The 19981-nt window shown below is 63.1% G+C and carries 17 protein-coding genes; 6 read left to right on the top strand and 11 right to left on the bottom strand.

Features of this window, described 5'->3' with window-relative positions; genetic code table 11:
* Window positions 1-96: 96 nt before the first annotated feature.
* Complete coding sequence (tdh, locus tag ACYG9Z_RS25010) at window positions 97-1131, bottom strand: L-threonine 3-dehydrogenase (RefSeq protein WP_023752045.1); 1035 nt, start codon at window positions 1129-1131, stop codon at window positions 97-99.
* A gap of 173 nt (window positions 1132-1304) precedes the next feature.
* Window positions 1305-2492, bottom strand: a complete 1188-nt coding sequence (locus ACYG9Z_RS25005) for a glycine C-acetyltransferase (protein WP_023752046.1) — start codon at window positions 2490-2492, stop codon at window positions 1305-1307.
* A 310-nt stretch (window positions 2493-2802) separates the two neighbouring features.
* Between ACYG9Z_RS25005 and ACYG9Z_RS25000 the strand changes: the two genes are divergently transcribed.
* On the top strand, window positions 2803-4869 hold the full coding sequence (locus ACYG9Z_RS25000; RefSeq protein ID WP_023752047.1) for a putative bifunctional diguanylate cyclase/phosphodiesterase: 2067 nt from the start codon (window positions 2803-2805) through the stop codon (window positions 4867-4869).
* A gap of 22 nt (window positions 4870-4891) precedes the next feature.
* Here the strand turns inward: ACYG9Z_RS25000 and ACYG9Z_RS24995 are convergent, their stop codons facing one another.
* Window positions 4892-5296, bottom strand: a complete 405-nt coding sequence (locus ACYG9Z_RS24995; RefSeq protein WP_245259902.1) for a MarR family winged helix-turn-helix transcriptional regulator — start codon at window positions 5294-5296, stop codon at window positions 4892-4894.
* Between the two features lie 191 nt (window positions 5297-5487).
* Here ACYG9Z_RS24995 and ACYG9Z_RS24990 point away from each other — a divergent pair, with 191 nt between their 5' ends.
* Window positions 5488-5895 (top strand): hypothetical protein, encoded by a 408-nt coding sequence (locus tag ACYG9Z_RS24990; protein WP_023752049.1) that lies wholly within the window; start codon window positions 5488-5490, stop codon window positions 5893-5895.
* A gap of 157 nt (window positions 5896-6052) precedes the next feature.
* Here the strand turns inward: ACYG9Z_RS24990 and ACYG9Z_RS24985 are convergent, their stop codons facing one another.
* Complete coding sequence (locus ACYG9Z_RS24985; protein ID WP_023752050.1) at window positions 6053-8098, bottom strand: NADH:flavin oxidoreductase; 2046 nt, start codon at window positions 8096-8098, stop codon at window positions 6053-6055.
* A 138-nt stretch (window positions 8099-8236) separates the two neighbouring features.
* Here ACYG9Z_RS24985 and queF point away from each other — a divergent pair, with 138 nt between their 5' ends.
* A complete protein-coding gene (gene queF, locus ACYG9Z_RS24980; RefSeq protein ID WP_023752051.1) occupies window positions 8237-8698 on the top strand; it encodes a preQ(1) synthase in 462 nt (153 codons plus the stop codon).
* A 7-nt stretch (window positions 8699-8705) separates the two neighbouring features.
* On the opposite strand, the gene ACYG9Z_RS24975 is transcribed toward queF, so the two are convergent.
* From ACYG9Z_RS24975 to ACYG9Z_RS24955, 5 genes are all read right to left on the bottom strand, one after another.
* Window positions 8706-9581 carry an alpha/beta hydrolase gene (locus ACYG9Z_RS24975; protein WP_023752052.1) on the bottom strand — a complete coding sequence of 292 codons (876 nt, stop codon included), beginning with the start codon at window positions 9579-9581 and terminating at the stop codon, window positions 8706-8708.
* A gap of 28 nt (window positions 9582-9609) precedes the next feature.
* Window positions 9610-10212 carry a hypothetical protein gene (locus ACYG9Z_RS24970; RefSeq protein WP_023752053.1) on the bottom strand — a complete coding sequence of 201 codons (603 nt, stop codon included), beginning with the start codon at window positions 10210-10212 and terminating at the stop codon, window positions 9610-9612.
* A gap of 4 nt (window positions 10213-10216) precedes the next feature.
* Window positions 10217-10696: a DUF3828 domain-containing protein gene (locus ACYG9Z_RS24965; protein ID WP_023752054.1), complete on the bottom strand. Its 480-nt coding sequence runs from the start codon at window positions 10694-10696 to the stop codon at window positions 10217-10219.
* 95 nt (window positions 10697-10791) lie between these two features.
* Complete coding sequence (locus ACYG9Z_RS24960) at window positions 10792-12441, bottom strand: ABC transporter substrate-binding protein (RefSeq protein ID WP_023752055.1); 1650 nt, start codon at window positions 12439-12441, stop codon at window positions 10792-10794.
* A 61-nt stretch (window positions 12442-12502) separates the two neighbouring features.
* On the bottom strand, window positions 12503-14053 hold the full coding sequence (locus ACYG9Z_RS24955) for a trimethylamine methyltransferase family protein (RefSeq protein WP_023752056.1): 1551 nt from the start codon (window positions 14051-14053) through the stop codon (window positions 12503-12505).
* 89 nt (window positions 14054-14142) lie between these two features.
* Between ACYG9Z_RS24955 and ACYG9Z_RS24950 the strand changes: the two genes are divergently transcribed.
* Window positions 14143-15045: a LysR substrate-binding domain-containing protein gene (locus ACYG9Z_RS24950; protein WP_023752057.1), complete on the top strand. Its 903-nt coding sequence runs from the start codon at window positions 14143-14145 to the stop codon at window positions 15043-15045.
* 274 nt (window positions 15046-15319) lie between these two features.
* A complete protein-coding gene (mutL, locus tag ACYG9Z_RS24945; RefSeq protein WP_023752058.1) occupies window positions 15320-17164 on the top strand; it encodes a DNA mismatch repair endonuclease MutL in 1845 nt (614 codons plus the stop codon).
* Window positions 17165-17189: 25 nt separating this feature from the next.
* Here the strand turns inward: mutL and ACYG9Z_RS24940 are convergent, their stop codons facing one another.
* Both ACYG9Z_RS24940 and ACYG9Z_RS24935 read right to left on the bottom strand, forming a co-directional pair.
* Window positions 17190-17951: a hypothetical protein gene (locus ACYG9Z_RS24940; RefSeq protein ID WP_023715226.1), complete on the bottom strand. Its 762-nt coding sequence runs from the start codon at window positions 17949-17951 to the stop codon at window positions 17190-17192.
* 107 nt (window positions 17952-18058) lie between these two features.
* Window positions 18059-18952 carry a DMT family transporter gene (locus tag ACYG9Z_RS24935; RefSeq protein ID WP_023715225.1) on the bottom strand — a complete coding sequence of 298 codons (894 nt, stop codon included), beginning with the start codon at window positions 18950-18952 and terminating at the stop codon, window positions 18059-18061.
* A gap of 90 nt (window positions 18953-19042) precedes the next feature.
* Between ACYG9Z_RS24935 and ACYG9Z_RS24930 the strand changes: the two genes are divergently transcribed.
* Window positions 19043-19969, top strand: a complete 927-nt coding sequence (locus tag ACYG9Z_RS24930) for a LysR substrate-binding domain-containing protein (protein ID WP_023752059.1) — start codon at window positions 19043-19045, stop codon at window positions 19967-19969.
* Window positions 19970-19981: the final 12 nt, after the last annotated feature.

Here is a 19981-nt window from a genome sequence, read left to right as displayed (position 1 = left end):
GCGGCGCGCCGAAACAGCCAATCTCCCCACTTGTGGGGGAGATGTCCGGCAGGACAGAGGGGGGCGCGAAGGAACTCTACGTCTCTATCGACGCGCTTACCAGTCCATCACCACCTTACCCGAACTGCCGCTGCGCATCGCATCGAACCCCGTCTGGAAATCGTCGATGCCGATCCGGTGCGTGATCAGCCCGGAGACATCCAACGGACCTTGCACCAGGGCGATCATCTTGTACCAGGTCTCGAACATCTCTCGCCCGTAGATGCCTTTCAGGTGCAGCATCTTGAAGATGACCTTGTTCCAGTCGATCTCGAAACCGGTCGGCGCAATGCCCAGAATGGCGATCTTGCCGCCATTGTTCATGGTGTCGATCATGTCGCGGAAGGCAGGCGCGGCGCCCGACATTTCGAGGCCGACGTCGAAACCTTCGGTCATACCCAGCGCCGGCATGACATCGCGCAGCTTCTCCTTCGAGGCATCGACGACGTGCTGGACGCCAAGCTTTTTGGCCAGTGCCAGCCGCACCGGGTTGATGTCGGTGATGACGACCTTTCGCGCACCCACACATTGCGCCACCAGCGCGCCCATGATGCCGATCGGCCCGGCGCCGGTGACCAGCACGTCCTCGCCGACCAGGTCGAAGGACAAAGCGGTATGCACCGCATTGCCCAGCGGATCGAAAATCGCGGCGATCTCGTCGGGCACATCGTCGGGGATCGGCACGACATTGTGCTGCGGGATCGCCAGATATTCGCCGAAGGCGCCGGGACGATTGACGCCGACGCCGAGCGTGTTGCGGCAGAGGTGCCCTCGCCCGGCGCGACAGTTGCGGCAATGGCCGCAGACGATGTGGCCTTCACCGGAGACGCGCTGGCCAACCTTGTATTCGGTGACCGCGGCGCCAAAGTCGGCGACGGTGCCGACGAATTCATGGCCGGTGACCATCGGCACCGGCACGGTCTTCTGCGCCCACTGGTCCCAATTGTAGATGTGGACGTCGGTGCCGCAGATCGCCGTTTTCTTGACCTTGATCAGCACGTCGTTGGGGCCGATCTTCGGCACCGGCACCTCTTCCATCCAGATGCCCGGTTCGGCCTTGGCCTTCACCAGCGCCTTCATCATGTTCGACATGCTACAGCTCCTTACCCTCCCCCTTGTGGGGAGGGTGGCCCGAAGGGCCGGGTGGGGGTCTCAAACAAATTGGCGACGGTCGTGACCCTGCAGACCCCCACCCCGCCTCCCGCCCGCTTGCTTTCGCAAGCGGTCGAAAGTCGACCCTCCCCACAAGGGGGAGGGTAAAACTATCAGCCAACGACGCCCAGTTCCTTGCCGACTGCCGCAAACGCCGCCACAGCACGGTCGATGTCGGCAATCGAATGCGCCGCCGACATTTGCGTGCGGATACGAGCCTGGCCCTTCGGCACCACCGGGAAGGAAAAGCCGATGACATAGATGCCGCGCTTCAGCATGCGCTGTGCCATCTCCTGCGCCAGGCTGGCATCGCCCAGCATCACCGGGATGATAGGATGATCAGCACCGGCAAGCGTGAAGCCGAGCTTGCCCATTTCGGACCTGAACCGCGCCGCATTGGCATATAGGCGCTCGCGTAAGGCGTCGCCATTGCGGATCAGGTCGAACACCTTGATCGAAGCGCCGGCGATCGCCGGCATCAGCGTGTTGGAAAAGAGATAGGGCCGCGAACGCTGGCGCAGCCAGTCGACCACCTGGCTTTTGCCTGAAGTGTATCCGCCGGAGGCACCGCCCAGCGCCTTGCCGAGCGTACCTGTGATGATGTCCACCCTGCCCTCGACGCCGCAATGCTCGGCCGAGCCGCGGCCTTGTCCGCCGACGAAGCCGACGGCATGGCTGTCATCGACCATCACCATGGCGTCGTATTTGTCGGCGAGATCGCAGACGCCTTTCAGATTGGCGATGATGCCGTCCATGGAAAACACGCCATCGGTAGCGATCAGGCGAAAGCGGCAATCCTTGGCTTCCTTCAACCGGGCTTCGAGGTCGGCCATGTCGTTGTTGGCATAGCGAAAGCGCTTTGCCTTCGACAGCCGCACACCGTCGATGATCGAGGCATGGTTCAGCGCATCGGAGATGATCGCGTCCTCCTCGCTGAGCAGCGTTTCGAACAGGCCGCCATTGGCGTCGAAACAGGAACCGTAAAGAATGGTGTCATCCAAGCCGAGGAAGGACGAGATCGTGGCCTCAAGCTGCTTGTGCTCTTCCTGCGTGCCGCAGATGAAGCGCACCGAGGCCATGCCGTAGCCGTAGCGGTCCAGTGCGCCTTTGGCTGCCATGCGCAATTCGGGGCTGTCGGCGAGGCCAAGATAGTTGTTCGCGCAGAAATTCAGCACCTTGTCGCCGCCGACTTCGATCTCAGCCGACTGGGTCGAGGTGATCACCCGCTCGGATTTGTAGAGCCCGGCGGATTTCAGCCCTTGCAGTTCGTTGTCGATATGGGAGAGGAATGCCGCGCTCATGGATCAGGTCCTGTTGAGATTGGCGCGACTGTCGCGCTACGCGCACTAAAAATCCATCGCAAAAGCGACCGTTTCGGTGGCACGGCGGGCTCAACCCTGGCGCGACCCGATCGCATGGCCCGCATGCTGGAGTAGCAGGCACGCGAATACGGCTATGCCGCGAAAGAACATGATAACCATCTCGGCAGCTTTCGTTTACTGCCGAAGCAACAGTTCCGCCGGCTTCCAGACCTGTTAACCCTTTCAAGGCGATGGTGTTCTTGCCACGAATCGGTGGCAGAAATCCGTCGACCGAGGGGTCACCTAGAATATGTCGCAGCAGCCGGCGCAAACCGTCTCGGGCAAACTCATCCTGCTGATCAAGAGCGGCTACTGGCTGGCGCTGCTGATCATCGCCGCCATGGTGATGGCCTCCTTCATCCTGCTGCAGCAGATGATGGCGGCGCAACAGCACAACCATACTCTGCTCGACATCGTCAGCACCCAGAAGGCGCTGTCGCAGCGCATCGTCTTTTTGACCAGCGCAACCGGCTCCGCCGCGCGTGACAAGCAGCCGGCCCTAGTTGCCGCGCTGAAACAGGCGACCGCCGAGTTCGAGACGAACTACGACCTGCTCCTCAAACAGACGGGAGCCGACCCGCTGTCGCCGGCATTGTCCGACCCAAGGTCGATCGAGAGCGTGCTCTACGGCAAGCCGTTCCACCTCGACTATTTCTCGGTCGGGCTGGTCGCCAATGGCGAAAGGCTGATCTCGTCCTTCGAATCCCAGCTCTCCGGCAATGCCGCCTACAAGGGCGGCGGCGAGCGCGTCAATCTCGATGCTTCCGTCGCCAATGCGACGCTGTCGGGTTATGCCGCGCTCGGCCAACGCATCGCCGCATTCGCCGACGAGCGGTCGGAAAAGCTCCTCGATCTCCATCGCACCTTGTTCTACGCCACCATCGGCGTCATCGTCCTGGTGGCGCTTTTCATCTTCCGGCCGATGTCGAAGGCGATCCTGCGCAAGACGCACGAGCTTGTCGATGCCCGCAACTCGATGGCCTTCATCGCCGTACATGACGGGCTGACCGGCCTGCACAACCGCACCTTCCTGACCGACCACTTCGAAACGCTGATCAAGGGCGCGCATCGCCGGCGCGAGAGGCTGGCGGTCATCCAGCTCGACCTCGACCGGTTCAAGCAGATCAACGACACACTCGGCCACGCCGCCGGCGACTATGTGCTGGTCGTCACCGCGCAGCGCATGCGCGATTCCTGCCGTGCGTCGGATCTCTGCGCGCGCCTTGGCGGCGACGAATTCGTGATGATCCTCAATGGCGCCGGCGGCCCCGAGGACATCAACATGCTGGCCCGGCGCATCCTGGAGGAGATCAACGAGCCGATTACCTTCCAGGGCACGACCATCCTTCCAGGGGCCAGCGCCGGCATTGCCGTCTATCCCATCGACGCCGACAATGCCGAGGATCTGCTCGTCCACGCCGACCTCGCGCTCTATTCCGCCAAAAAGCTCGGCGGCGGCAGCTTCTCGTTCTTCTCCGAGGAACTCAGGCGCGAGCTCGACCACCGCAAGCAGCTCGAGCACGACATCAAGGTCGCCATTTCGGAGAGCGCCTTCCAGGTCTATTTCCAGCCTCAGGTATCGCTGACCAACGGTGCGATCAGCGGCATCGAGGCGCTGGTGCGCTGGAAACACGCCGAGCGCGGCATGATCTCGCCGGGCGAGTTCATTCCCGTCGCCGAAAAATGCGGCTTCATGCCCGAGATCGGCCGCATCGTCTTTACCAAGGCGATCGAGCAGGCAGCCGAATGGGATCGCGCCGGCATTGCCTTCGGGCGGCTTGCCGTCAACGTATCCGGCACCGAGCTGCGCGAGCCCGACTTCGACCGCTTCCTGTTCGCCACGCTGGAAAAGGCCGGCCTGGCGCCACAGAAACTGTCGCTGGAGATCGTCGAATCCGTCATTCTCGATGACGAGAAGACCGGCATCGCGGCCAAGCTGCGCCACATCCGCGCCGCCGGCGTGCATCTCGAGCTCGACGATTTCGGCACCGGTTATGCTTCGCTCAGCCACGTCAATCCGAACGAGATCGACCGGCTGAAGATCGACCGTCGCTTCGTCCAGAACATCAACGAGAATGGCGACAACAGCAAGATCGTGCGCGCCATCACCGAGCTGGCGCGTGGCCTCGGCATCTCGATCGTCGCCGAGGGTGCGGAAACCGAGGCCGAGCTCGATTCGCTGATGGCGATCGGCTGCGACCAGGTGCAGGGCTATTCCATCGCCTTCCCGATGCCGCAGGACAAGGCGCGCGAATGGCTGCTGGCGCGCAACCCGAAGAAAGCCAAGCTCAAGGTGCTGCAGGGCAATTTAGCCTAGACTTTTGCCACACCGGTGCGGGTCATTTAGCCGGCGCGACATTCGCCCGAAGTGCTGCCAGCACCTCGGCGAACTCCGCCAGCCTTTCGTCCGGCAATCCCGCGCGTAGCCGCTTGTCGAAGATGAGAGCCGCCGCGCGCAGTTTCAGGAACATCGCTTCGCCGGCTTGCGTCAGCTCGACCAGATGAACCCGGCGGTTGTCGGGATCGCGGCGGCGCGTCAGCAGGCCTTGCGCCTCCATGGCGTTGAGATGGTGGGTCAGCGTGGCGCCCTGGATGCCGATCATACCGGCAAGCTCGCGCTGATTGGCAAGTTCGCTCGACTTGACCGAAAGCAAGGTCAGCCACACCGGCAGAGTGCCGCCGGCGTCGACCAAAGCGGCGTCAAAAGCCTGCGCCACCAGCTTGGATGTACGCGCGAGATTCATGCCGACGGGCGGGCGGTCAAAGGGAGTCATGAGCCGACAGTAGAACAAGGCACCGAGCGATGGAACGCGGCATTATTCATTGACATCGAATCATTCGATACCTAATTATCACGTCTGTCGATCTACCGGGCGTGTTATCCTGCATTCGACAGAGACCCGAAGGACAGGCGGCGGGCAAGGAGGAAACGGTCATGCAATATGTCTACATCGTCATTATCGGCCTTCATGTCATGGCCGGCGTGTTCTGGGCCGGCACCACGATCACGCTTGCCCGCGATCCCGAGATCAAGGCGGAGCGCTTCATCGTGCCGCAAATGGGCTCGGCGGGCGTGGTGTTCGTGACCGGCGCACTGCTCTGGTATTTCTTCCATGGCGCCTATTTCGGGTCGATGGAAATGGTGCTGGCGCTGGGCATCCTGGCCGCCTTTGCGGCTGCCGGCGTTCTCAGCGTCGTGGTTCGCAAGACCAGCCGGCAGCTTGCCGGTGCGGACGCCGCCACGGAGAGGGCTTTGCGCACCAAGATGGCTGGCGGCGAGCGCATCGCCGCCTGGCTGCTGGTGCTCACCGTACTTTGCATGGCGACCGCCAGGATGATTTGAGCCCTGCCGCGCGTTATCACCCGGTTGAAGCATTCCGCATCGTACGTCGCTTGGCTCCCGCCGGTGGCGTACGCGGCGCGCAGCTCGGACGGATGTGCAAGGTGGCTCTCCGCACAGAGGTTTGGCTGCGCGCCACCCATCGACTGAAGAAGACGATTCAGATCCGCAAGCCGAACCTGATGCCGTCATAGATGGCGGCGTGGATGTTGCGCGAGGCGACGGCGTCGCCGATGCGCAGCAGCACGAAGCTGCCTTCTGGATTGCGTGAGGGGAAGATATCGCCGCCGCCGACCAGCCGCTCGTAGTCGACCGCGCCGCCATTCTTCGACAGCGGCTTCAGCGCGAGATAGAGATCGTCGAGCGGGGCTGTGCCATGCTCGACCACCACCTGGTCGACCCGCCTTTCGCCGCGCCAACCATCGGCAAAGTCGGAGGCCAATTCGGCGACCAGCTGGTTGCCCTCGCGCCGCACCGAGCGCAGCCTGGTGTTGATGGTGATGGTGACGCCCTTTTCCTGGAAGGCACGCATATAAGGAACGTGGTTCATGCCGCCCATTTCCGGGGCGAAGAAGCGTTCCGGCGAAACCAGCTCCAGCTTCGACCCGGCATTGGCGATCAGCTCCGCCGCGCCCATGCCCTGATGGCCGCCATTGTCGTCAAAGAGCAGAACGTTCTCCGCCGGCTTGACGCTGCCGGCCATGATGTCCCAGCTCGAGGTCACGAGATTATCGCCTGATGTCAGCGGAGGGTTCTGCGGCAGGCCGCCTGTCGCGATCACCACCACATCGGGCGCCCGCGCCAGCACATCGTCCTTCTCCGCCCAGGTATCGTAGCGGATCTCGACGCCGAGCCGGTCGAGCTCGGCCAGCCGCCAGTCGATAATGCCGATCAGCTCCTTGCGGCGCGGGTTCTGCGTCGCCAGCCGAACCTGCCCGCCGGCCTGGCCCGAAGCTTCGAGCACCGTGACGTGATGGCCGCGTTCGGCCATGACACGGGCTGCCTCCAGCCCGCCTGCCCCCGCGCCAACGACGACGACTTTCCGTTTGGGCCCTTCGGTCTTGACGATGATGTGCGGAATTTCGGCCTCGCGACCGGTCGCCGCATTGTGGACGCACAGCGCTTCGCCGCCTTCATAGATGCGGTCAAGGCAATAGGTGGCGCCGACGCAAGGGCGGATCTCGTGCTCGCGGCCTTCCATGACCTTCTTGATGATGTGCGGATCGGCGATATGGGCGCGGGTCATGCCGACCATGTCGAGCTTGCCGGTAGCGATGGCATGGCGCGCGGTGGCGACATCGGAAATGCGCGCCGCATGGAAGGTCGGAAATTTCGTCGCCACCCTTATTTCGCCTGCGAAATCGAGATGCGGCGAAGAGCGCATGCCGGTCACCGGGATGACCTTGGTGAGCGCCGCATCGGTCTCGATCGAGCCGCGGATGATGTTAAGGAAATCGACCTTGCCGGAGTTGGCGAGCCGTTTGGCGATCTCGACGCCCTCCACTTTCGACAGGCCCTTTTCAAAATCCTCGTCGGCGACCATGCGGATGCCGACGATGAATTTTTCGCCGACCGCCGCCCTTACCGCATCCAGCACCATGCTGGTGAAGCGCAGCCGGTTGTCGAGCGAGCCGCCGAACTCGTCGTCGCGCTGGTTTGTCGCCGGCGACCAGAAGCCGTCCATCAAATGGCCGTAGGATTCGAACTCGATGCCGTCGAGGCCGGCCGCCTGGCAGCGCTGCGCAGCGGACGCATAGTCGGCGACGATGCGCTCGATGTCCCAGTCCTCGATGGTTTTTGGGAAAGCGCGGTGCGCGGGCTCGCGCACCGGCGAGGCCGACAGAACCGGCAGCCAGTCGGCCTTGTTCCAGCCGGTGCGGCGGCCAAGGTGGGTGATCTGGATCATCACCTTGCAATCATGCTCGTGGCATGCGTCCGCCAGTTCGGCCAGCCACGGCACGATGCGGTCGTCATAGACATGCAAATTGCCGAAGGCGGCCGGGCTGTCGCGCGAGACGATGGCCGAGCCGGCGGTCATGGTCAGCGCCATGCCACCCTTGGCCTTCTCGGCGTGATAGAGCCGATAGCGCTGCTTCGGCATGCCGTCCTCGGAATAGGCCGGCTCATGGCTGGTCGACATCACCCGGTTCTTCAGCGTCAAGTGCTTGAGTTGATAGGGCTGGAGAAGCGGATCGTTGGAGGTCATCGTCTTCCTGCTTTTTCAAATTGTGTCGGAGCAGCGCGCTGCTCCAGTTCTTGTTTTAAGCATCGGATTTATCCGAAAACCGCTGCACACTTTTCGGTCCGATGCTAATGAGCGCCACGAATTCAAGGAATATTGCTCATGATCGACACCAAAACCCTCACCCAGCTCGGCACCCACGTCGAGACGCCACAGAGCCCAGAAGCAGCGGTCCTCGAGACCGTGCCATTCCAGCGCGGCGACGGGCCGCCGGCAATCGTGCGCTTCACCTGCCCGGAATTCACCTCGCTCTGCCCGGTCACTGGCCAGCCGGACTTTGCCCATATCGTCATCGATTACGCGCCCGATGCCGCCCTTGTGGAATCGAAGTCGCTCAAGCTGTTCATGACCTCGTTTCGCAACCATGGCGCCTTCCATGAAGACTGCACCGTGATGATCGGCCGCCGCATTGTGGCGGCGACCAAACCGTTGTGGTTGCGCATAGGCGGCTATTGGTATCCACGCGGCGGCATTCCGATCGATGTGTTCTGGCAGACGGGGGCGCCGCCCGAAGGCGCCTGGCTGCCCGACACCGGCGTTGCCCCTTATCGCGGACGGGGCTGAACTGATGTCAGCCATTGCCGGCGCCGGTCCGGCACAGCTTTGTCGCCAGGAAGGGAAGGACCGCATCGCGATAGCGCGGCTGGTCGTAGCGCAGCAGGTCGACATGGCCTGCCCCTTCGAACCAGACCAATTCAGAGCCGGCGGCAGCGTTCTGTAGCGCCAGCACCTGGCCGCGATCGATGAAGGGATCGATGCTGCCTGCCAGCAGCATCAGCGGCGCGCCGATCCTGCCGAGGCGATCGACCGGCCTGGCGTCGTCAGCGCTCACTCCAAGACGAAGCGGCATCTGCGCCAAAAGCACATCGGTCTGGAACCCGCGCCAGAAGTGGAAAGGCATGCGCCATGCCGTTGTCTCGCGCAAACTCGCATAGAGCTGCTCCAGCACATAGGCATCGGCAGGCGCTTGCTGTGCTGCAAAGACAAAGGCAGCGGCGCCCAGCGACGAGCCAACAGCGCCAAGTTTCTGACCCGGAAAACGTTGCCTGGCAAAGGCAATGATGTGGGCAGCGTCCTGCCCTTCTGTGTAGCCGAAGCCCTGGATGGCGCCGCCGCTCTCGCCGTGCCCCGACAGATCGAACAGGACGACGGAATAGCCGGCATCGAACAAGAGTTTCGCTCTTTGAACCAGGGCCAGCCTGTTGGCGCCGCGCCCGTGCAACAGGATGATCGCGCCGCAGCTGCCTTTTCGATCTGCCACCCAGCCGACAAGCTCGGGCGCGCCGGCTTGGTTGAGCACGACGTGCTCGACCGGCAGGTCATCCGGCGCCGCCAAAGCTTGCCGGGGCTCGCGCGCGATCAGCATGGTGCCGATGTGCCAGTAGACGACGCAGGCGGCAGCGGCGAGCCCGACCAGCACGATCGCAAGCAAAACGCGAAGCTTCATAGCCGCTCACCCGGAAGCGATCGGTGGCTCATTCGCACTGATACTGGCTGAGCGCCCATTCGCCGGTCACCGAGAGCAGGTCGGATACCTTCCAGGCGCCATCGACCTTCTTCAGTTTCCACTCCAGCCGGTGCTGATTGCCTTCGACGACAAAGGCGACCACCACCTTGGCCTGATCACCGTTGACGGCCTCGATGCTCTTCAGGCTCTTGTCGATTGCAAGCTTGTCGTAATCGGCATTGTCGAGCGCCATGTTGGGGTCGAGGCATTCGCCCTGCCCCGACGCCCGCAGCGCATCGCTCTTGTCGAGCACGGTCTTGGCCGGATCGACGAAGTTCTTGCGCTGGGTCGGATCGAGCTCCAGCCCGAGATGTTCGTAGAACGGCTTGACGATTGCCGTCGGCGAGCCCGGCAGGACCGGCGCGGCCGGCTCGGATGGCGGCCATGCCAAGGGTGGCGATGTCGGCTCCACCGCAACCCCGGGTGGATTTGCGGGCGATGCGCCGCCGGGCACTGTCTCGGCCGGGGCATTTGCAGGTGGCGGACCGAGCAGGCCTTGAGTCGAAGCGTCGTTCAGCCCTGCCGCCAGCATCGATAAGGTGGACAACGCCAAAGCGAGACGGCGCGGCACGGCATCACTCCGGTGCTTTGTCGGGCATGCATTCCAGTGCGCTCAGCGTCCAGTTGCTGGTCTTGGAGGTGATGTCGGCGACCTTCCATTTGCCGTCGATTTTCTTCAACGACCACGCCATTTCGCGTTTGGAATCATCGCCTTCCGCAAAAAGGCTGAATGTCGCCGTCACCTCGGCCGTATCGCCGTTGACGGTCTCGGCCAGCTTCAATGTCTTGGCAATCGTCTTCTGGTCGAAATCCTGCGCGTCGAGGCCAGGATCGAAGTCGAGGCAGGCGACCTCATCAGGCTTGTTCTTCTGTGCCTGGTCGTTGAGATCGAAGAGTTTCGTCACCGGCTCGGCGAAGCGGTCACGGTATTTGGCGTCCCCTTCGAATTTCACTTCAGGCACATAAAAGAACTTAACGGCGTTCGAAGCCGGCCCGGCCAGCGCGGCGGCGGGCAAGGCAATCGAAAGGGCAGCGGCCAGCACTATCGGTCTCATGCAGGTGACTCCGGATGTTCGGCGGCAAGGTGGCAATACCACACATCCTGCATATCGGCTTTTTTGCGGCTCATGAAGTCCTGGCGTGCACCGTTTCAGCCATCCAGCCAGACGTTCTGCAGGTCCATCTCGAAGGTCTGGTGGACGCCGTAGTTCTTCACCTTCTTGTTCATGTGGCTGTAGAGCTTCTGCCAGAACGGCTGAATGATGACACCGGAATCCTGCAGGATCTGCTCGACATCCTTCATCACCTCTCGGCGCTTCTCGACGTCGATGAGCGAAAGCGCCTGCTTCAGCTTGGCGTCGAAATCGGGATTTGCGTAGGCCGATTCATTCCAGGCCTCGCCGGTGCGGTAACCCAGCGCCAGCACCTGGACGCCGAGCGGGCGCATGTACCAGATGGTCATCGAGTATGGGTATTTCGTCCAATCATTCCAGAAGGTCGACCCCGGCAGCACGGTGCGCTTCACCTTGATGCCGGCGTCGCGCAACTGACCGGCAATCGCGTCGCCGGTGTTCTTCTGCCAGTCGTCCTCGACGGTGATCAGCTCGTGCTCGAAGTCGGCCTGCCCGGCATCCGCCATCAGCTTCTTGGCGCCGGCGGCGTCGCGCGTCTTCTTGGGCAGAGCAAAATATTCGGGATGGATCGGGCTGACATGGTGGTTCTCGCCGACCGTACCACGCCCGTTGTAGCCGAGCTGGAGAACCGCATTGTTGTCCACCGCCATCTGCAGCGCATTGCGCACGCGCTGGTCGTCATAGGGCTTGTGGGTGATGTTGGTGCGGGCAACCAGCGTGGTCGCGGTCGCGACCTCTGACTTCTGCAGGCCCATTTTGTCGAGGATGTCGATGAAGTCGGACGGCGTCTCGAAATTGAGGTCGATCTCACCGGAATCGAAGGCGTTCACCGAAGCGTTGAAGTCGGTGCCGTAGTCGATGAATTCGACGCTGTCGAGCGGCGCTTCGCCGCCCCACCACTTGCCGTTTTCACGACGCTTGACCACCGCCTTTTGGCCGACATCGTAGGAGACCAGTTCGAAGGGCCCAGTGCCGATCGGCTTCTTGATCGGGTCGGCGCCGTCGGCATCGAAATTTCGGTGGACGACCAGCGCGGGATAGTCGGTGAGGTTGGGGATCAGCGAAATGTCGGGTTCGGCGAGCGTCAGCTTGACCGAGAAGTCGTCGACCTTGGTGATTGCGCCGTCCCTCGCCTTGCCGGTCTTGGCGTCGATCAGCCCGCCGACACGCGCAGCCATCGAATTGCCGGCGACGTTCTTCTCGCACCAGCGGGTCAGATTGAAGACCACGTCATCGGCGTTGAAGGCGTCGCCATTGTTCCAGGTGATGCCCTTGCGTACATGCAGCGTGTACCCGGTGGCGTCATCATTGACCTCCCAGCTTTCGAGCAACACCGGCTCGAAAGTGAATTCCCTGGTGTAGCGGACCAGCGGCTCCAGCCAGCAGCGCGAGATGTTGGCGAGTTCCACCCAGTCATAGGTGCGCGGGTCTTTCTGCGCCTTGACCGACATCGATATATGCAGCGTGCCGCCCTTCTTCGGCTCCTCGGCAAAGGCCTGTCCCGGCGCGGCAAGGCCGATCATGCCGTAGGCCAGCGCCGTCGATGCGCCGAACGCACTTGCCAATGCAAGAAACTCGCGCCGGTCCATACGGCCAGCACGCGTCTCTTGCGCCATCGCCTCGATGGCCGTTGGCACGCGATCGCCATTGCTTTTGAAAAGTGTCATGTCTTTCTCCCTTGCGCTTCCCATCGGGTCTTCGCCCGTTATCAACTCATTCGTCGTTCTCTTAGCTAACGCTGTCGGGCAGCCTCTCTTCGCGCTGCGCGATAAAGTCCCTGAGGCCCTCGGCAATGCCCTCATCGAGTTTCGGCTCTTCATAGTCGGCCAGCATGTTGCGGGCTTTCTCGCGGCCGCGCGTGTCGTGGTCCTTCGCCCCTCCAGCCTTCCATTGTTCGTAGGAGTTGAAATCCATGATGGTGGGCATGAAGAATGCCGACACGTAATGATCGAGCGTGTGCTGGGTGCCGAGGAAATGGCCCTGCGGCCCGACTTCGCGGATCGCCGCCATGGCCTCCTTGAAATCGTCGAACGGCAGGCCGCCGGCATATTTATACCAGCCGACAAGCTGCTCGCAGTCGGTGGCGAATTTCGAATAGCCGCATGTCAGCCCGGCCTCCAACCAGCCGGCGGAGTGCCAGATATAATTGGCGCCGGCGAGGATGGCGGCATGCATCAGCATGTTGGATTCATAGCCGGCCTGGGCGTCGTTGAGCTTGGAGCCGACATGGAAGCCGGAGGTTCGCCAGGGCAGTTTGTATTTCCGCGCCAGCGCGCCCATCAGATACATCATCTGGGCGGCTTCCGGCGTGCCGCCCATCGGCGCGCCGGTCTTCATGTCGACCGTCACCATGAACTGGCCGTAGATTTGCGGCGAACCCGGGCGCAGCAGTTGGGTGAAAGCGACGCCGGCCAGTGCTTCGGCATTGACCTGCGCCACCGCGCCGACGGCCGAGGCCGAAGTCGATGCGCCGCACAGCGCAAAGGGAGCCAGGATCAGCGGCTGATTGCTGCGCGCATAGACCTTCATCGCGTCCAGCATGGTGGCGTCCCACACCAGCGGCGAGTTGCAGTTGGTAATCGACACCAGCACCGGGTTGTCGCGAACGAAATCTTCGCCAAAGACGATGCCCGCCATCGCCATCGTGTCTTCGGCGCGGTCTTTGGAAGTAACGATGCCCATGAACGGCTTGTCGGAATGCTTCAGCGCCGAATGGATGATGTGGAGATGCCGTTTCGGCACCGCGATCTCCATCGGCTCGCAGATGATCGAACTCGACGAATGCAGCGCCGGGGCCATGTAGGCGAGCTTGTGGAAATTGTTGAGGTCTTCAAGCGTGCCATAACGCCGGTTGTTGTCGAGGTCGCGCACGTAAGGCGCGCCATACATCGGCGCGAAGATGGAGTTCTTGCCGCCGACGCGCACGGTGCGCTCGGGATTACGCGCATTGAGGGTGAATTCGGACGGAACCTTCGCGACCAGTTCCATCAGCAGGCCGCGGTCGATGCGGACGCGTGTCTCGGACACGTCGGCGCCCGCCGCCTTCCACATGGCGATCGCCTCGTCGTCGCGGAACTCGCAACCGACCTCTTCGAGGATGGCGAGTGACTCCTGGTGGATCAGTTCCACCGCCTCGTCCGGGACCATCTGGTAGGTGGGGATCTCGCGGACCAGCGTCGGGAACGAGGTGACGGGGGCGCTCCTCAGCGCCTTGCGTCCGAGGCGACCGCCGCCGCGGCGGTGGGTTTGCTCGGTCAGTTCAGCGGCCGGTGCGTTCATGGAGCCTCCTCATTCCGTCCAACCAAGTTAGCGAGAGGAAATATGGATGTGATGCTGGAAAATCCTGATCTCTTGTATAAGCTCAGCTTATGCGAAGCCTGCGCCACCTCCTGCCCTCGGCCGGCAGCCTGATCGTCTTCGAGGCGGCGGGCCGGCTGTCGAGCTTCACCGCTGCCGGGCGCGAGCTCGGCATGACGCAGGCCGCCGTCTCTTATGCGGTGCGCGGGTTGGAGGAACAGCTTAGCGCGCAGCTGTTCCAGCGCCGCCACCGCCAGGTCGTCCTGACAGAAGCGGGCGAACGCTTCCATGCCGACGTCTCGCTCGGTCTGTCGCATATCCGCAAATCGGCCGAGGATCTGCGCCTGCAGGCGAGCGGCGGCCATGTCACGCTGGCGGCGTCGACCGCCTTCGGCTCGTTCTGGATGATGCCGCGCCTGCAGCAGTTCCGCGACGAACTGCCGGGCATCGACTTGCGCATCCAGACCGCCGACCGTGATCTCGACATCATCGCCGAGGGCATCCCGCTCGCCGTTCGCGGCGGCGAACCGCGCGACTGGGCCGATTATCATTCGCTGCCGCTGGCCGACGAGGAGATTTTTCCGGTGGTTGGCGCCAGCTATCTCGCGAAATTCGGCATGCCAAGGAGCGTCGCGGAGCTGGCGACGCATCGCCTGATCCACCTCGAGGAGCCCTACCGCGAGGCGGCTAGCTGGGACGAATGGTTCCAGTCTGCGGGCGGCAGCCTCGACAACACCGCGCGCGGCCTGCGCATCAACGATTACGGCCTCGTGATCCAGGGCGTCATGGAAGGCCAGGGCATCGCGCTTGGCTGGCGGCATCTTGCCGAACGGCTGCTGGCCACGGGGTTGCTGGTGCCGGTGACCGATCACGTGCTGAAGACCGGCAAGGCGTTCTATGTGGTTTGGCCGAAGAACCGGGAGTTGAGCGAGAATGCGCGGAAAGTCAGGGACTGGCTGGCGGCGCAGGCTTGAAATCGGTTGCAGCGTAGTCACTATCGCGGAGTTCCTTCACACCCCCCTCTGTCCTGCCGGACATCTCCCCCGCAAGGGGGGAGATTGGCAGTTCATATGTCGCGTCACCCTTCAAGCATTGAAGATTGGCGAAAGCCGTCGTGACATCTGATCTCCCTCCTTGCGGGGGAGATGGCCGGCAGGCCAGAGGGGGGTGCTGTCCCGCTGGCGTCTCCAATGTCCGGCATTCATTGAAGCCTTCCGCACACCCTTCGAATCCGCCTATAATACCCCCATGCCCATTCGCCAGCTTTCCGAAACGATGATCAACCAGATCGCCGCCGGCGAAGTCATCGAGCGTCCGGCGAGCGTGGTGAAGGAACTGGTCGAAAACGCGCTCGACGCAGGCGCCTCCCGCGTCGAGGTCGTCACTGCCGGCGGCGGGCTGAACCTGATCCGCGTCACCGATGACGGCTCCGGTATCCCCGAACAGGAACTGGCGCTGGCCATTGCGCGCCACTGCACCTCGAAACTTGCCGACAACATTCACGATATCCGCTCGCTCGGGTTCCGTGGCGAGGCATTGCCGTCAATTGGTTCGGTGTCGCGACTGTCGGTTCGCTCGCGCTCGGCTGCAGGCGACGCTGCCGCCGAGATCGCCATCGAAGGCGGCCGCGTTTCGGCGGTCAAACCGGCGGCGGCCAACCGCGGCACAACGGTCGAGGTGCGCGACCTGTTCTTCGCCACGCCGGCCCGGCTCAAATTCATGAAGGGCGAGCGCGCCGAAAGCTCCGCCACCAGCGACGTGGTCAAGCGCATCGCCATCGCCTTCCCCGCCGTGCGCTTTACGCTCGCCGGCTCCGACCGCTCGACGCTGGAATTGCCGGCAACCGACGACACGGCGGAAGGCAGCCTGCGCCGCGTTGCGCAAGTCATGGGCGCCGAGTTTCCCGACAATTCCATCGCTATCGACGCCAGCCGGGACGGCGTGCACCTGACCGGCCACGTCTCGATCCCGTCCTTCACCCGCGCCAACGCGCTGCAGCAATATGCCTATGTCAACGGCCGTCCGGTGCGCGACAAGCTGATTGCCGGCGCCATTCGCGGCGCTTTCGCCGATGTGCTGCCTCGCGACCGGCACGCGGTGACCGTGCTGTTCCTGACGCTCGATCCGGCGACCGTCGACGTCAACGTCCACCCGGCCAAGGCCGATGTGCGCTTTCGCGACCCCGGCCTGGTGCGCGGGCTGATCGTCGGCGCCATCCGCGAGGCTCTGGCCAATGCCGGCATTCGCGCCGCCACCAGCGGGGCCGCCGGGATGGTGGCGGCGTTCCGGCCGGGAGCCGCCTCCTACGCCCATGCGGGTCCTGCCAACGGTCATCGCAGTTTTGACGCGGCCTACCGGGCCTCGGGCTTTGACCGCTCGCCACAGCGGCCGCTGGATATGGGATTTGACGGCGCCGGCTTCCGCGAAAACGACCAGGCTGCATTCGACGCCGGTCCGCTCGCCAGCGCCGATGCGCGTGCCGGCTTAGCCGAGCCGGCCGAGACGCTGCTCGGCACCGCCCTGGGCGCCGCCCGCGCGCAGGTCCACGAAAACTATATCGTCGCGCAAACCCGGGATTCTCTGATCATCGTCGACCAGCATGCCGCGCATGAGCGGCTGGTCTATGAGGCGCTGAAGAATGCGCTGCACTTACGCGCGGTGCCCTCGCAGATGCTGCTTTTGCCGGAGATCGTCGACCTGCCGGAAGAAGACGCCGAGCGGCTGGCCATGCATTCGGAGACACTTGCCCGGTTCGGTCTCGGCATCGAGCGCTTCGGCCCCGGTGCGGTGGCGGTGCGCGAGACGCCGTCCATGCTCGGCGAAACCAATGTCCAGCAATTGGTGCGCGACCTTGCCGATGAGATCGCCGACAATGATACAGTCGAGACGCTGAAAGAGCGCCTGGACAAGATTGCCGCCACCATGGCCTGCCACGGCTCGGTGCGTTCCGGCCGTCTGCTCAAGGCCGAGGAGATGAACGCGCTGCTGCGCCAGATGGAGGCGACGCCGGGATCCGGCACCTGCAACCACGGCCGCCCGACCTATATCGAGCTGAAGCTTGCCGATATCGAGCGGCTGTTCGGACGGCGGTGAGCACAAGCCAGGTCAGGGCACACGCTCAATTCACCAACAGGCGATAGTCCTTGAATCTATGAGAGAAAACGTAATCCCTTGAGTAGCCGGCGCTACCGCCGCGAAAATTCACGGAGATTGTCTCGAAGCTTCCCCCAACCTGCTTTTGAACATTCATGTAGATGGGAGTCATCAGCATGCCGGCATCGCAATCGTCGTCATCGAAAACGATCTCCTGAACGACCTTCTTTTTCTTCTTGTCGATGACCCGCAGCTTACTCATGCAGACGAGAAAGCCGGCTTTCTCGTAGACCCCGGCAAATCTGTGGGTGGCTGTCTGCGCCCAGAAGGGGATCTCGACGGTGCCGTCAACCTTCGCCTCACCGGTATCGTCGAGGCTTGCGACCTTCTTCAGCACGATCGGGAACTTGTCCAGGCCTCTGTTCCAGGTCCCCGTTGCGCCGCTTTCGCCAAGGTCGAGAGAAAACGGACATCGGGCGGTGTCGACCGGCGTTTTCGATCCAATGACCAGGACCCGGTCGAATTCCTTGTCGTCCGCAATCTCGCAAAGGGAGACGCTGGTACCGGTGATCTTGCCGTACACCGCTATCGGGCTTTGCTTCGCGTCGTAGAAATAGCTTCCTTCGACCGTAATCCCGCTGCCGAAACTGTCATATCTCTGCAGTGACAGATGGACTGGATTAGGCCCGATGGACCCTTCGTAGTTTTCGACCTGGTACCAGCCAGCGACGGCTTTCCCGGTCAGCAGCAAAACGCAAAAGATTGCCGATATGAACAGTTTTCCCATTCCATCCCCCAGCCAGGCAACTCACCATAACGGTCCTTCCTCCGGGTGTCTGCAGCTGGCGGATACGGCTCCCGGTTTGAGTCCGGAAACGGTTCCAACTTTTTGTTTTAACGCTTCAAATTCACCACGATGACGCCGCCGAGCGCCAGCGCGCCGCCGAGGAGACCGAGCAGTGTCGGCACTTCGCCCAGCCAGAAGAAGCCGATCAGGGCCGACATGGGCGAGACCAGATAGAGGAAGTTCGAGGCGCGCGCTGCCGGAAGACGCGACAGTGCGGTTGCCCAGGCGGCATAGGCGATCAGGCTGGGCACGATGCCAAGAAAGATCACGGCGCCGATACCGGCCGTGTTGGCGACCGCGGCCTGCGCAAAGCCGCTCGGCAGAAAGGGTGCCAGGCAAAGCGCGCCAAGGATCATGTTCGAGGCCGAAATGGTCAGCGGGTGATGGCGGGCAAAGAGCGGCTTCTGGACGATCGTGTTGACGGCCGAGCACAGCGCGGAGCCAAGAACCAGCAGCGCGCCGGTGTCGAAACTCAAGCCATTGCCGTCGGCCACGGCGATGATGCCGATGCCGGCGAAAGAAATCGCCGTGCCGAACCAGGCCCAGCTTGAGAAGCGCTCGCCGAGCAATGCCATTGCCATGATGGCGGTGAAGATCGGGCTGACATTGATGATGAAACCGGCGGCACCCGCCGACACGGTCAGTTCGCCGAAATTGAGCATGACAGTGTAGAGCGCGACGAAGATGGCGCCGCCAAAGACCAGGCGCCACACTTCGTCGAGCCTCGGCAGCGCCGGGCGCTTGACGGCAAGAAAGATCGCCGCCGGCACCGCGGCAATGGCAAAGCGCAGCGCACCGAGTTCCAGCGGCCCGAAAGCGGCGAGGCCGGCACGGATCGCCGGAAAGGCCGAGGCCCAGCCGACCACCGTCAACGCCACGGCGATGGCCGCCGTGGTGTCCATCCGCTGTGTCGGATTCGACGTGCTGGTCGTTGCGCTCATCTGCCTGTCCTCGGGTTCCCAGAGTTGAAAGGCAGAAAGCGCCTTTTCGGCGCTGTTGACAAACGATCAAATCGAGGATCACCTGTGACTATGGATCACAGCTCAGACACAATGGTGCCGCTCGAGACCCTGCGCGCCTTCGATGCGGCGGCGCGAACGGGGAGCTTTTCGGCCGCGGCCGAGAAGCTCAACATCACCCACGGCGCCGTCAGCCGGCAGATCGCCAAGCTGGAGGACTGGCTGGGCTTGAAAGTGTTCGACCGCGGCGCGCGCGGCGTCTCGCTGACCATCGAGGGCAACCGCCTGCATCTGCGCACGGCGGAAGCCTTTGCGCTGATCTCCAGCCATTCCGACCGCTGGGTCGAGCCGCGCGGCACCGCCGTGGTGCGGCTGACCTCGATACCCTCCGTCAGCGGGCTGTGGCTGATGCCACGCATGGCGGCGCTGGAGAACAATCCCACCAAGCTGCGCATCGTGCTCGACGTCGACATCCGCCAGGCCGACCTTGCCGATGAAGGCATCGACCTGTCGGTCCGCTGCGGGCGCGGCGGCATTCCGGGCCGGATCTCGGTGAAGCTGTTCGAGGAACATGTCTTTCCCGTCGCCGCGCCTGGCCTTGCCCGCGAGATCGGTCGCGGCGACCCGGCCCGGCTGCTCAAATTTCCACTGATCAACGATTCCGACGCCTCCGGATGGCGTGCCTGGTTTGCCGCGCAAGGCATGGACTACCGCCCGCGCCCGCAGGACCGCCGCTTCGAGGACTATAATCTGGTGCTCGACGCTGCCGCCTATGGGCTCGGCATCGCGCTGGCGCGGCCGCCATTGACCCGACATCAGCTGGAGTCGGGCCGCATCGTCGCCGTCGACGAGCGCACGGCGCTGAACCCGGTGTCGTACTGGCTCGACCGGCCGCTGGGGAGGCCGCGCACGGCTGCCGCCGAACTTTCTCGCCGAATCGCCGTCGAGGCGGGGCTGGCGATGGAAAAGATGGAAGCGTTCCTCGAAGCCGAGCGATAGCGGCGATCATTC

The sequence above is a fragment of the Mesorhizobium sp. RSR380A genome, from assembly GCF_054719385.1.
Note: the sequence above shows the minus strand (reverse complement) of the source record. Positions and strands in the feature narration are given on the sequence as shown.